The following is a 13,452-nucleotide window of genomic DNA, read 5'->3' as shown; positions in this document are numbered from 1 at the left end:
AGAAACCTTAAACTATATACGTATCATAGCTTAATCTTGCTATAGCTCATAACCAAACACTATAAGCGTGTTTTTTATACTAAACAGCACTCCACCCCTTACTAAATAAGATTTAGACCTAAAAAACACAGTTTATATAACTTTTAAGTATATCAACTAAGATTTAATTATTTTTTACTTATCAATAGCCGCTATATTCTGCCTTTGCTTTATACACTTTATTATCTTTTTTAGGGGCGTTACTCAGTGCAATATTTACCTATCTTTACCAAACTCGACAACAAGCCAGTATTGGTAGTTGGCGGTGGAGAGGTTGCCTTGCGAAAATGCCGCGCGTTCTTAAAAGCGCGTGCCGCTGTAACCTTAGTTGCCCCATGGTTTTGTGATGAATTAAAAGAGCATGCTCACAACAATGAAGTAACATTAATAGATGCCTATTTTGAAGAGTCACATCTTGATGGCAAAATTTTGATTATTGCCGCCACCGACAATGATGAAGTTAACAATACGGTTTTTGAACTCGCCAATGCACGTAATGTGTTTGTAAACGTGGTCGATGATCAACCTAAATGTACCTTTATTTTCCCCTCTATTGTTGATCGCAACCCAATTACCATTGCGATTTCAAGTGCAGGTACCGCGCCAGTATTAGCAAGGCGTTTACGTGAAAAGCTCGAAACACTTATCCCGCAACATATTGGCCCGCTAGCCAACTTAGTCGGTGGCTTTCGCCATAAAGTAAAACAGCGCTTTAAACACTTTGCCGATCGTCGGCAGTTTTGGGAAGGCGTATTTGATTCATCAGTAGTGAGTAAAGTCCAAACCGGTGACACCCATGGCGCTGAGCAACAATTAGGGCAAATGCTAGATGCCAAAGTTGAACCAGAAGGCGAAGTATACGTAGTGGGTGCAGGCCCAGGGGATCCAGAGCTACTCACACTAAAAGCATTGCAACTAATGCAACAAGCCGATGTGGTGGTATATGATTACTTGGTTTCCGATGAAATCATGGAATTAGTGCGCCGCGATGCTGATTTAATTTGTGTGGGTAAACGCTTAGGCGATCATAGCGTAGCTCAAGAAGATACTAATCAGATGCTAGTTGATTTAGCGCAGCAAGGTAAAAAAGTATGCCGTATTAAAGGGGGCGACCCGTTTATTTATGGCCGTGGTGGCGAAGAAGTACAAGTACTGGCAGCCAATAACGTAAATTACCAAATAGTGCCAGGTATAACAGCGGCCGCAGGCTGTAGTGCCTATGCAGGCATTCCTTTAACGCATCGCGACCATGCCCAAGCTATTCAATTTGTTACTGGTCACTGTAAAAAGGAAGGCCAAGAGCTTAATTGGCAGTCGCTTGCTCAAAAAAACCAAACACTGGCTATTTATATGGGGGTGATTAAATCGCCGCATATTCAAGCTGAGCTATTAAAACATGGGCGAGAAGCAACAACACCAGTGGCAATTATTGAAAACGGCACCCGTAAAAATCAACGTGTTGTCACAGGACAGTTAGACCAATTAGCACAGTTAATTGAGCAGCATCAAATAATTTCGCCCGCGTTACTGATTATCGGTGAAGTAGCCTCACTGCATGACCAATTACACTGGTTTGGCGAAAAAGCGCAGATCAGTAGTTTTGCTCAACCGCTGACAGACGTAGCGTAATTTAACAGATTTTAATTTAATCATTTTAGTAGGACGACCAACAATGGCTTTAACTCACCTTCAGCAACTTGAAGCTGAAAGTATCAAAATCATGCGCGAAGTCGCCGCTGAGTTTGAGAACCCAGTTATGCTTTACTCAATCGGTAAAGACTCATCGGTACTTTTGCATTTAGCACGTAAAGCATTTTACCCTGCAAAGATTCCATTTCCGTTATTACACGTAGACACCAACTGGAAGTTTCGTGAAATGATTGAGTTTCGCGACCGTTTAGCTAAAGAGTACGGCTTTGATTTAATCGTACACAAAAACCCTGAAGGCATCGAAATGGGTGTAGGCCCATTCACGCATGGTTCGGGTAAACATACCGATATCATGAAAACTCAAGGGCTAAAGCAAGCGCTGAATAAATACGGTTTTGATGCCGCATTTGGTGGCGCACGTCGTGATGAAGAGAAATCACGCGCCAAAGAGCGTGTTTACTCATTTCGTGATAAACACCATCGCTGGGATCCTAAAAACCAACGCCCTGAGCTTTGGAATACCTATAACAGCCAAGTGAACCCAGGTGAAAGCATTCGTGTATTCCCACTATCTAACTGGACTGAACTAGATATTTGGCAATACATTTATCAAGAAAACATCGAAATGGTGCCACTGTATCTTGCTAAAGAGCGCCCTGTGGTAGAGCGCGATGGCACGCTAATTATGGTTGATGACGATCGCATGCCGCTTAATGAAGGTGAAGTACCGCAAATGAAGTCGGTTCGCTTTAGAACATTAGGCTGTTACCCGCTGACTGGTGCAGTTGAATCTACCGCCAGCAATCTAACCGAAATTATTGAAGAAATGCTGCTTTCATCGTCATCTGAACGTGAAGGTCGAGTGATCGATCATGACTCAGCAGGCTCTATGGAGAAGAAAAAACGTGAGGGGTATTTCTAATGTCTAACCTAAATAACGATACGTTTAACGAAGTAAAAGAAATTGGTATAGACGCTTACCTAGCACGTCAACAAGATAAAAGCTTATTGCGTATGCTGACTTGTGGCAGTGTGGATGACGGTAAATCAACCCTCATTGGCCGCCTACTGCACGATAGTCACCAAATTTATGAAGATCAGCTAGCCGCGCTTCATAAAGATAACGAAAAAGTGGGTAACGCCGGTGAAGAGCTTGATTTAGCACTGTTAGTTGATGGCCTTCAAGCTGAGCGTGAGCAAGGCATAACAATTGACGTAGCGTACCGTTATTTCTCAACCGCTAAGCGTAAGTTTATTATTGCCGACACCCCAGGGCATGAGCAGTACACCCGTAACATGGTTACCGGTGCATCAACCAGTGATGTTGCCATTATTTTAGTGGATGCACGTTATGGTGTGCAGGTACAAACTAAACGTCATAGTTTTATTTGTGACTCATTAGGTATTAAGCAGTTTGTGGTTGCGGTTAACAAAATGGATATTGTTGATTTTGACGAAACGGTTTATGAAAAAATTAAAGCTGACTATTTAAAATTTGCCGAGCAACTTAACGTATCAAACATTAAGTTTGTGCCTATGTCGGCACTTAAAGGCGATAACGTAGTAACCCGCTCTGCACATACTCCTTATTACACCGACAAGCCGTTGCTTGAGCTGTTAGAAGACTCACCAGCAGCTGAAATTGACACCGGTTTTGAAGCGCGTCTTCCGGTGCAATACGTGGTACGCCCTAATCTAAACTTCCGGGGTTTTCAAGGCACGCTTACATCGGGTAAATTACGTGTAGGTGATGAAGTGAAGGTACTGCCTTCAGGTAAAACATCACATATTAAAGAAATTGTTACTTTTGATGGCAACCTCGACACCGCCGAAGCTGGCCAAGCAATTACAGTGACCCTCAACACTGAAATAGATATTAGCCGAGGAGACGTTATTGTACCTGCGAATTCGCAAGCTCAAGTAACCAACCAATTACAGGCTAAAATTGTGTGGATGCACGAGTCACCATTGGTACTCGGTAAAAGCTACAACCTTAAGCTTGGCAGTAAAAACACCTCGGCCATGGTCACAAAAATTGATCACACAATTGATGTAAACACGCTAGAGCATGGCAGTGCAGATTCATTGCAGTTAAACGAAATTGCGATTGTGACACTGGAGCTGACCGAGACTATTTTAGCCGATCAGTACCATCATAATCATGAAACCGGTTCGTTTATTCTTATTGATCGTTTATCAAACTTAACGGTTGCAGCGGGAATGATAGAACAGGTACTGCAAAGTGAAGAAAACGCGGGACAATTTAGCGACTTTGAAGTTGAATTTAATGCCCTCGTACGCAAGCACTTCCCGCATTGGCAAGCGCTTGATATCTCAAAGCTATAACGTTAATGAACGCCTGTTAGGAACATTTAAAGCATGGTAGAACAGCTCATTTTAACAGGCATTATGTTGCTTTTAGTCGGGTGCCTGTTTGGCACCCGTATTAATCCTGCATGGTTATTTGTTAGTGCCATAGGCACCAGCTACCTAACCGGGTTAATAGATTTAGAAAGCATGCTGGTTAATTACACTAACTCATCATTAATTACTTTAGTGTTATTAATTTTAGTGTCGATAGCGATAGAAAAAACCACACTTATTCAACGCTTAGCTAAATCGTTATCCAGTGGTAGTTTAGTTAAGTCAGTAACTAAATTAGGGCTTTCTACCGCCTTTTTATCGTCGTTTACTAATAATACCGCGGTGGTTGCCTCTTTAATTACCGCCATAAAGGATAACCCAAATCACTCCCCTTCAAAGCTGCTGTTACCCTTATCGTACACCGCTATTTTAGGGGGGACGATTACGCTTATTGGTACCTCTACTAACTTAATTGTAAATGGTTTTGCAGTAGATGCCGGTATGGCGCCATTGGGCTTTTTTGACTTTACCTTGGTGGGTTTGGGCGCACTCAGTATTGGCTTAATCACTATTTTAGTGATGCTAAAATGCCTGCCCGACAATGGTAAAAATAGCCAAGAGGTGGTGCCTTTTTATTTAGAAGGGAAAGTACAAAGTGGTTCTAAACTAATAAACCGCACCGTAGAAGAAAACGGTTTACGCGATTTAAAAGACTTGTTTTTGGCTGAAATTATTCGCGATGGCAACCGCATTTGCGCCGTGACCCCGCAACATATTATTCAACAAGACGACATACTGCTGTTTGTAGGCGATATAAAGTCGGTACCTTTACTTACTCGTTTTGACGGCTTAAAAGTGGTGCATGACAAACACGAAAAAGACATAGAACACCTCGTTGAAGTTGTCGTTAGTCAGTCGTCTAAATTAATTGGCAAAACGGTAAAAGAAGCCCGCTTTAGAGAGCAATTTCATGCGGCCGTTATTGCTATTCGCCGTGGTCACGACCGCTTACAAGGCGGGCTTGGGCAAGTGCGCTTACAAGCGGGTGATTCATTAATCCTCGCCCCTGGTAAAAGCTTTTATGACTTAACTAACTTAAAGCGCGAATTTGTGTATATTTCAGGGCTTGATTTACAAACCCACCTCGGTGCAAAACAATCAAACATTGTATTGTTAAGTTTTGCAGGTGTGCTGGGATTAAGTATTTTAGGTGTAGTACCGCTGGTTAAAGGCTTATTAGTGTTACTTATTGGGCTGATGTTGTGTGGCACGATTAAGCTGAGCGAAATAAAACGCCGCTTTCCTATTGAGTTACTTGCCGTAGTAGGCAGTGCCATAGGTTTAGCTAAGCTGATGATAGGCACCGGCCTTGCTGGGCAAATATCAGACGCTATGTTTGTAGTGCTAGGCGACTTTGGCCCCTATGGCGCGTTTATCGCTATATTTTTAATGACCGTATTATTTACCGAATTAATCACTAATAATGCCGCAGCAGCGCTATCGTTTCCGGTTGCCTACTCATTAGCCATTGGCTTTAACGTAGAACCTTTACCGTTTATTATGGCGGTTGCATTTGGCGCTTCAGCCAGCTTTATTTCACCTTTTGGTTATCAAACTAATCTAATGGTTTATAGCGCGGGTAACTACCGACTAAAAGACTATGTAATGATGGGACTACCGCTTTCTATTATTTATTCAATCACCGTACTGACTTTGATCCCGCTGGTATTTCCGTTTTAATGCCCGCGTTTATAGCATAAAGAGACACAGCAAATGGATAACAATATTGTTTGGCATAATTACGCCACCACTAAAGTACAGCGCAGCGAACAAAAAAAGCATAAGCCGGCTATTTTATGGTTTACTGGTTTTTCTGGCTCAGGTAAAAGTACCGTTGCGAATGCACTAGAAGCAGCACTCAATCAGCAAGGTGCGCACACGTACCTACTTGATGGCGACAATGTACGCCATGGTTTATGTAAAGATTTAGGCTTTAGTGATGCCGATCGCGTTGAAAATATCCGCCGCGTAGGCGAAACCGCCAAGCTAATGGTTGACGCTGGTTTGTTAGTCCTTACTGCGTTTATATCTCCCTTTAAAGCTGAGCGCGACATGGTTCGTGAGTTAGTTGATGAGGGTGAATTTATCGAGGTATTCATCGACACCCCTCTTGAGGTGTGTGAAAGTCGCGACCCAAAAGGCTTATATAAAAAGGCGCGCGCTGGTGAAATTAAACACTTTACCGGGATTGATTCTACTTACCAGCCGCCAGTTAATCCTGAAATAATTTTAGATACCAGTAAAAACACCCTAGACCAATCGGTAGCTCAACTGATAACGTATCTAAAACATCAGCATATACTATAGGCCCATCTAATGAACCAAACTGAACTGCTAGAAGAAACCCTTATTCTCGCTCGCGAAGCGGGAAGCGCGATTATGGGTATTTACAACAAAGACTTTAACGTTGAATACAAAGCTGATGAAAGCCCCGTAACCGACGCCGACTTAGCAGCTCATAAAATCATTAGTGCCGGACTAAAAAAGCTCACTCCCGATATTCCTGTATTGAGTGAAGAAAGTGCCGACATTGGTTGGGACGTACGCCAAACATGGAACAGCTATTGGCTGGTTGACCCAATTGATGGCACCAAAGAATTTATTAAAAAGAACGGCGAGTTTACCGTTAATATTGCCCTAATCGAAAACGGCAAACCAGTTTTAGCTGTGGTTGATGCCCCTGCGCTAGGTGTATCGTACATAGCCGCTGAAGCCATTGGTGCTTTTAAAGACAAAGGCGATGAGCGCATCGAGCTTAAAGTCACCACTAAGCCTAACAAAGGCCTCATTCGTGTTGTAGGCAGCCGCTCGCACCCTTCCCCCGATTTAGCTGAATTTGTAAAACGCTTTGATGAGGTTGAAATGGTGTCAAAAGGCAGCTCACTGAAACTGTGTTTAGTCGCCGAAGGCAGTGCTGATATTTACCCCCGCTTAGGCCCAACCTGCGAATGGGACACAGGCGCGGGGCATGCCATTGCCGAAATAGCCGGCGCTAAAGTAACTAAGCTCGATGGCACCCCGCTTATTTATAACACCAAAGATGAGTATTTGAATCCATATTTTGTGGTGAGTGCGGTGGAAGAATAAAAGCTAAGAGCTTCGAGCTGTTAGCCACGAGCAGCTCGATGTAAACCTAAACACCGTAGGTTGGGTTGAGTGGAACGAAACCCAACAAGTACCCGTTAACCATCCTCGCTATTTCGCACTAAACAAGAACTTGTCCACGAATGATAAAGTGCACTAAAACACAGCAAGGTTATGAACATACCAAGTGATAATATAACCTTTTCTATTAGGGTTTGTTCAGGCTTTTGGTCAAGTATGCTTTTTAAGAGATAAAGAAAGTAAAATAGGTACACGCACCGATGCCTATAATCAGCATAAAGAGCCGCTTTATTAAATTACCTTCAGTAGGAGAAATTTCCTCACCGGTATATGGTGCATAAATACTTCTTTTTAATATAAATGCATAGATATATCTATAACAAAAGAAAAATACAAACACGCAAAACAACAACTTTTCTACTGACTCAAAACCTATGAAAAAAGTAGCTCCTAACACAAACCATAAAATACCGAATAATATAACAATGGCTTTCTTTTTATCCATACTGACCGCCTTTATTTGTTCTTTAAGTTCTTTATTTATAAACCTTAATAGGCGTTTTAGTTAAAAGATTTGGACGTGTTGTAGCCTGTGAAAATCTAAGTAAAGTTTTTAGCCTTTATTAAATTGCGTTGTTAGCGATGGAATTTATAGTCGGTAACCCTAATTTTTTAGTTATCGCTGAAAATTGAGCTTTTGTGTATGGTCCATAAACAAATTCGTTGTGTTCAGCAAACTTGTTATCTTTGACTTTATCAATATAGTAAAAAGCACAAACATTATTCGGACAAGCATAAGCCGAAATATATTTTTCGTTAGATTTAATATTTATTAGTTCATCGAGTCGCCCAATATATGCGCCCTGACCAAGGCTGTAACCTAACCTTTTGGTATCATCAATGTAATACACTTTATAAGGTTGCTCCTCCCAAATTGGAGAGCACCCATTAAGAAGTAATGATATTAAAACTAAACATATTCTCACACACTTCCCTGCATTCTAGTAACTTGCTCAAATTACACCCTTATAGTTCACATGAGCGCGTTCTTATTTTGTGAACATCTATTAGTAGCAAACTGTGTAAATGATTACCAATTATATTTAAGCGAGGTATTCTACTATGTGTAAAAAAGCATGACATGGAGTAAGGCCTTGTTTTTAGTTTTCGATAAAAGTCCAAAAGAATGACCTACTCCAGTTTGCTAGTAATATCGGTTATAAGTTTTTCTAATTACCTACCATTAATCGAACGATTTTTAAAGGCGGTAACCCCTAACGATTTTGCTGTGCTATAAAAGCAAGCGAGTGTTGATTGAATAAGTCTGGGCGTTCTACGTTACAAACATGGCCGCAATGGTGAATAGTTTGCAATACGCTATTTTTATGACGCTTAACCATTTCTTTAACCGGGCCAAGGAACATGTGATCTTCTTTACCCATAATGTAAAGAATGGGTATATCAATGTCTTTTTCTTTGAAATACTGCATTAAAGGATTTACGTCCATGGCTAATTTAAACCATTTTATAAACTCTTTTTGGCACAAGCGTTTTGCTTCACGAACAAACAAAAGTCGAGACTCTTTATGACGCTTTTTCGGCATCATAATAAAAGCAAATAAACGATACAGCCACATGTAAGGCAACAAGTGTTTAAAGGTATTGCCTAAATAAACCAAGGTATTACTACGAGTGTTAAAACGAGTAACAGCTCCGCCTAGCACCATGCTAGAAACATATTGCGGGGCGATTTCTGCAATATTTCGAATAAGAATTGTGCCCAATGAAATACCAACAAAGTGTGCGCTGGTGATATTGTTATGATCTAACACATCGATAATGTCTTTAGAGACATTATTAAATGAGTAATTATTATCAACAAAGTTTTGTAATAGATCATTAGATTTACCGTGACCACGAAGATCAAGCAACAACACATTATATTCTTTTTTATAAGCTTTAAGCTGACGAAACCAGATTGCCGAACTACCCCCTGCGCCATGGACAAATACAACCCATGTTTTACTGGTTTCGTGCACAAAAATAGTATGGAAAAGAATGTCTTTGCTCATTGCAATTAGCGGCCTATTTACTTCATTTGGCTTATTAAATTGTAGAAAGTATAACCGAGTTTAGAAAAAATCTCTTATGAAGTTCCTATTAATGGCTTCAATATTACAGGATAAAACCCGTTTTGAGTTGTTAGCTATAAATTAACTGGCCAAGAAAGTGAGCAAGCATTCTCAATTCTCATAAGTACACTTATCAATCATTCACTGAGTTAATCTATACCAAGTACACATTGACTTGAAAATAACTTTTCAGATTGTATGTCCCGCCTTTCACACCAATCATGCTGATTATTCACTCATTTCGCGGCATATTCCCGCGCTAATTGCTTGCCTTTTGAGCACTGTTTCATATTCGTGACAGTCAGTAACTAATACGCTACAACAAATTTATATCCACGACATAAAAACACATGAAATGTGTGGTTAAAAACTATATTCTTCGGCGCAATTATTATGATAAATAATGGATACACACACATGACAACATCTCAAGGTGCAACGCTTTCAAATGCACCAGCACAAGACGCACACACGTCTAAATCAAAATGGAACCTGCATGATACGCAGTGGACACTGAGCCTTTTTGGCACCGCAGTGGGTGCTGGTATTTTATTTTTACCGATTAATATTGGTATTGGTGGTTTTTGGCCGCTGATTATTATGGCGTGTTTAGCCTTTCCTATGACCTTTTTGGCACACCGTGGTTTGGCGCGTTTTGTATTATCGTCAAAAAATAAAGAGGCTGATTTTACTGATGTAGTAGAAGAACACTTTGGCGTAAACGCGGGTCGGCTGATCTCCTTGTTATACTTTTTATCGATTTTCCCCATTTTGCTTATTTACGGTGTCGGCTTAACCAATACGGTAGACAGCTTTATGGTCAATCAATTAGGGATGGAGTCGCCGTCACGCGTTGTTTTATCGGGTATTTTAGTTGCGCTAATGATTGGCTTAATGATGGGCGGTGAACGCTTAATGCTGCGCGCCTTTGCTATTTTAGTTTATCCACTTGTGGGTATTTTGTTCTTTTTGTCTCTGTATTTAATCCCAAGCTGGCAAATGCCCGATACAGCCTTGCCTGAGCTAGGTAGCTTTAGTAAAACACTATGGTTATCAATTCCTATTATTGTATTTTCGTTTAGCCATGCAGCGGCTATTTCAAGCTTTGTTAATAAGCAACGCAGTCACTATGGTGACCTAGCAACGTCTAAGTCTGAAGCAATTCTAAAACGTACCAGCTTATTACTGATTACCTTTGTTTTGTTATTTGTGTTCTCATGTGTGTTATCGCTTACCGGTGACCAAATGGCTGAAGCAAAAGCGGCAAACGTCTCTGTTTTATCTTACTTGGCTAATATTACAGAAAACTCATTTATTGCAACGCTGGGGCCTTTGGTTGCCTTTATTGCGATAATGTCGTCGTTTTTAGGCCACTTTTTAGGGGCACGCGAAAGCTTTACTGGGTTAGTGACTAAACACTCAAGCATGAGCCCTAAAGTGGCTGATAAAGTGGGTGCGGTACTGATGTTTTTCGCTATTTGGTTCTGCGCGGTTAAAAACCCAAGCATACTAGATATGATGGATCAGTTATCAGGCCCAATCATTGCGATGATTTTATTCATTATGCCAATGATTGCAGTTTATAAAGTGCCTAGCTTACAAAAATACCGTAACCGTTTAAGTACCTTATTTGTACTGGCTGTTGGTTCATTAGCAGTGTGTGCGTTACTGTACAGCATGCTTAGCTAAGCAGTATTTATTACAAAAGCCCAGCGCATTTTGCTGGGTTTTTTTATGCCTGCGGTTTATCGCAAATGCTTTGTTTATATTGTTGATTGTGCAATGTTAGCTTATATATTCGCCTAAAAATAAGCCAACTATGCAAAACAATAAATGCGTTTTTTTACTCACTTTTATACTCATACTCCTTAGCCCTGTAATTAAAGCCGCTGAGCCTCCTACTATTTTATCAATGAAGGAAAGGGCCGCGTTTATCGATAGCATTACCGAAAAACGTATTAAAACGTTATTGCCCACATTAATGCAGCAACACAATATAGATATGTGGCTAATGATAAGCCGCGAATATAATGAAGACCCGATATTAAAAACCATGCTGCCTGCTACATGGCTCTCGGCAAGGCGCACCACTATTTTATTATTTGCAGTTAACAAACAAGGCGGTGTTGACGCCTTTGCAATTGCACCTTACAAAATAGGAAGCATCTTTAAAAAGGCCTGGGATAAGCAAGCACAGCCCAATCAGTGGCGCGCACTTAATGAGCTAATTGAGCAATACCAACCACGAAATATTGCCCTTAATACATCAACAGACTGGGCTCATGCCGATGGCTTGGTACTGGGCGATTATAAACAATTAATGTCTACCCTACCTAAACCATATCAAAGCAAAATAATATCAGCCGAGCCGCTGGCTGTTTCATGGCTTGAACAACGTATTCCCGAAGAAGTAGATATGTATAAGCATATTGTATCTATTGCCCATCATATTATTGCTGAGGGATTCTCCAGTAATACCATTACGGTTGGAGAGACAACCAGCGACGATTTAGTGTGGTGGTTTAGAGAGCGGGTAAGGGAGCTTAAGCTGCAAACGTGGTTTCATCCTAGCATTGCAATACAACGCGCCGACAGCAAATCGTTCGACCATGAAGACAGCTTTACCAACGGCTATGCCGATAATGTTATTCAAGCAGGCGACTTATTACATGTCGATTTTGGCATTAATTATTTGCGCTTAAATACCGACACTCAACAACACGCGTATGTTTTAAAACCAGGCGAGACAAAAGCTCCCGATTACCTAGTTGATGCGTTAAAAAAGGGTAATAAGCTACAAGACATTTTTACAGCTGAATTTACAGCTGAATTTACAGCTGGTAAAACAGGTAATCAGGTTTTAAAAGCCGCCCGTGAAAAAGCCATTGCACAGGGGTTAAAGCCCACTATTTATACTCACCCGCTTGGCTATCATGGTCATGCAGCTGGCACTACATTAGGTATGTGGGATGCTCAGCAAGGTGTACCGGGGGATGGCGATTACCCGCTGCATTTAAACACGGCATATTCTATTGAGCTTAACAATGCGGTGTTTATAAAACCGTGGAATAAAGAAATAAGAATAATGCTAGAAGAAGACGCCATGTTTGATAAAACAGGTGTGTGGTATCTCAATGGCCGACAAACCGAGTTATTACTCGTTAAGTAACATTAAACAACACATATAAAAATGGCGCTCAATGAGCGCCATTTTTATTTAATGCGTTGCTATTATTCTGTATCTGGCAGATTACGGCCATAGAATATTTCTTGCATTTCACGCGTCAGTTTTGAACGAATTTCTTCTTCTTCGTCATCTGACAAATCATCTGTAGAAATACCAAATAAATAGGTGTTTAAGTCGGTTTCTTTTAACATCATTTTGGTGTGGAACAGATTTTCTTGATACACGTTCACGTCCATCATTTGGTACGCTTCTTTGGTATCTTCTGTCATGAAGTTTTGAATCGAGTTAATTGCATGATCAATGTAATGTTTAACGCCATTTACATCACGGGTAAAGCCACGTACACGGTAATCAATCGTTACCACATCAGACTCAAGACTATGAATTAAGAAGTTTAACGCTTTAAGTGGTGAAATAATGCCACAGGTTGATACTTCAATATCCGCACGGAAAGTACAAATGCCATCATCAGGGTGTGCTTCAGGGTATGTATGAACGCATATATGGCTTTTATCAAGGTGTGCAACCACTGAGTCAGGTAATGGCCCTGGCGCTTCATCAGCATCATAATTTTGCTGCTCTTCTACCGGCTCTTCTGAAACTAAAATAGTTACGCTGGCACCCTGTGGCTCGTAATCTTGACGTGCAACGTTTAATATATTGGCACCAATAATATCAACCACATCGCCTAAAATGTCGGTTAGTCTATCTGCACTATACTGCTCATCGATATATTCTATGTATTCTTTACGTTGTTGCTCTGTTTTTGCATAGCAAATATCGTAAATACTAAAGCTTAAGCTTTTGGTTAAATTATTAAAGCCATGAAGTTTAAGTTTATCGAAGGGTTTGTTCATAATAAACCAACCTATAAATTAGTGAAATCTGCACCTGCAGAATGAAAAGTTCGCGGAT

At 40.7% G+C, this 13,452-nt stretch carries 12 protein-coding genes; 8 read left to right on the top strand and 4 right to left on the bottom strand.

Annotated elements, in window-relative coordinates; translation table 11 throughout:
• Positions 1-246: 246 nt before the first annotated feature.
• From cysG to cysQ, 6 genes are read left to right on the top strand one after another with little or no spacing between them, the layout of a single operon-like run.
• The gene (gene cysG / locus P20439_RS17710; protein ID WP_008468828.1) at positions 247-1,668 is read left to right on the top strand and encodes a siroheme synthase CysG; all 1,422 of its coding nucleotides are present in this window, start codon (positions 247-249) and stop codon (positions 1,666-1,668) included.
• A 43-nt stretch (positions 1,669-1,711) separates the two neighbouring features.
• On the top strand, positions 1,712-2,611 hold the full coding sequence (gene cysD / locus P20439_RS17705) for a sulfate adenylyltransferase subunit CysD (RefSeq protein ID WP_008108450.1): 900 nt from the start codon (positions 1,712-1,714) through the stop codon (positions 2,609-2,611).
• Positions 2,611-4,035, top strand: coding sequence for a sulfate adenylyltransferase subunit CysN (cysN, locus tag P20439_RS17700; RefSeq protein WP_008468825.1), 1,425 nt, complete (start codon positions 2,611-2,613; stop codon positions 4,033-4,035). The genes cysD and cysN overlap by 1 nt, the downstream gene beginning before the upstream one ends.
• Positions 4,036-4,068: 33 nt before the next feature.
• Positions 4,069-5,793 (top strand): SLC13 family permease, encoded by a 1,725-nt coding sequence (locus P20439_RS17695; RefSeq protein ID WP_008108446.1) that lies wholly within the window; start codon positions 4,069-4,071, stop codon positions 5,791-5,793.
• A gap of 33 nt (positions 5,794-5,826) precedes the next feature.
• Positions 5,827-6,420 (top strand): adenylyl-sulfate kinase, encoded by a 594-nt coding sequence (gene cysC, locus P20439_RS17690; protein WP_008108444.1) that lies wholly within the window; start codon positions 5,827-5,829, stop codon positions 6,418-6,420.
• Between the two features lie 9 nt (positions 6,421-6,429).
• Positions 6,430-7,200 (top strand): 3'(2'),5'-bisphosphate nucleotidase CysQ, encoded by a 771-nt coding sequence (gene cysQ / locus P20439_RS17685; RefSeq protein WP_008468822.1) that lies wholly within the window; start codon positions 6,430-6,432, stop codon positions 7,198-7,200.
• Positions 7,201-7,441: 241 nt separating this feature from the next.
• Here the strand turns inward: cysQ and P20439_RS17680 are convergent, their stop codons facing one another.
• From P20439_RS17680 to P20439_RS17670, 3 genes are all read right to left on the bottom strand, one after another.
• Entirely contained in the window at positions 7,442-7,723 is a 282-nt protein-coding gene (locus tag P20439_RS17680; protein ID WP_008468821.1) for a hypothetical protein, read from the bottom strand.
• 118 nt (positions 7,724-7,841) lie between these two features.
• Complete coding sequence (locus P20439_RS17675) at positions 7,842-8,129, bottom strand: hypothetical protein (protein WP_008468818.1); 288 nt, start codon at positions 8,127-8,129, stop codon at positions 7,842-7,844.
• Between the two features lie 363 nt (positions 8,130-8,492).
• The gene (locus P20439_RS17670; protein ID WP_008468816.1) at positions 8,493-9,290 is read right to left on the bottom strand and encodes an alpha/beta fold hydrolase; all 798 of its coding nucleotides are present in this window, start codon (positions 9,288-9,290) and stop codon (positions 8,493-8,495) included.
• A 477-nt stretch (positions 9,291-9,767) separates the two neighbouring features.
• Here P20439_RS17670 and P20439_RS17665 point away from each other — a divergent pair, with 477 nt between their 5' ends.
• Positions 9,768-11,039 carry an aromatic amino acid transport family protein gene (locus tag P20439_RS17665; RefSeq protein ID WP_008468815.1) on the top strand — a complete coding sequence of 424 codons (1,272 nt, stop codon included), beginning with the start codon at positions 9,768-9,770 and terminating at the stop codon, positions 11,037-11,039.
• A 130-nt stretch (positions 11,040-11,169) separates the two neighbouring features.
• Positions 11,170-12,519, top strand: coding sequence for a M24 family metallopeptidase (locus P20439_RS17660; protein ID WP_008468813.1), 1,350 nt, complete (start codon positions 11,170-11,172; stop codon positions 12,517-12,519).
• A gap of 62 nt (positions 12,520-12,581) precedes the next feature.
• On the opposite strand, the gene speD is transcribed toward P20439_RS17660, so the two are convergent.
• Entirely contained in the window at positions 12,582-13,394 is an 813-nt protein-coding gene (speD, locus tag P20439_RS17655; protein WP_008468810.1) for an adenosylmethionine decarboxylase, read from the bottom strand.
• Positions 13,395-13,452: the final 58 nt, after the last annotated feature.

The sequence above is a fragment of the Pseudoalteromonas sp. BSi20439 genome (genome assembly GCF_000241165.1).
Lineage (GTDB): Bacteria > Pseudomonadota > Gammaproteobacteria > Enterobacterales > Alteromonadaceae > Pseudoalteromonas.
This window is presented reverse-complemented; position numbering and strand designations above follow the sequence as displayed.

Coding starts and splice junctions, on each gene's coding strand:
- speD (WP_008468810.1), bottom strand. CDS start 13,394: ATGAACAAACCCTTCGATAAACTTAAACTTCATGGCTTTAATAATTTA.
- cysN (WP_008468825.1), top strand. CDS start 2,611: ATGTCTAACCTAAATAACGATACGTTTAACGAAGTAAAAGAAATTGGT.
- P20439_RS17660 (WP_008468813.1), top strand. CDS start 11,170: ATGCAAAACAATAAATGCGTTTTTTTACTCACTTTTATACTCATACTC.
- cysD (WP_008108450.1), top strand. CDS start 1,712: ATGGCTTTAACTCACCTTCAGCAACTTGAAGCTGAAAGTATCAAAATC.
- P20439_RS17670 (WP_008468816.1), bottom strand. CDS start 9,290: ATGAGCAAAGACATTCTTTTCCATACTATTTTTGTGCACGAAACCAGT.
- P20439_RS17665 (WP_008468815.1), top strand. CDS start 9,768: ATGACAACATCTCAAGGTGCAACGCTTTCAAATGCACCAGCACAAGAC.
- cysC (WP_008108444.1), top strand. CDS start 5,827: ATGGATAACAATATTGTTTGGCATAATTACGCCACCACTAAAGTACAG.
- cysQ (WP_008468822.1), top strand. CDS start 6,430: ATGAACCAAACTGAACTGCTAGAAGAAACCCTTATTCTCGCTCGCGAA.
- P20439_RS17680 (WP_008468821.1), bottom strand. CDS start 7,723: ATGGATAAAAAGAAAGCCATTGTTATATTATTCGGTATTTTATGGTTT.
- P20439_RS17695 (WP_008108446.1), top strand. CDS start 4,069: ATGGTAGAACAGCTCATTTTAACAGGCATTATGTTGCTTTTAGTCGGG.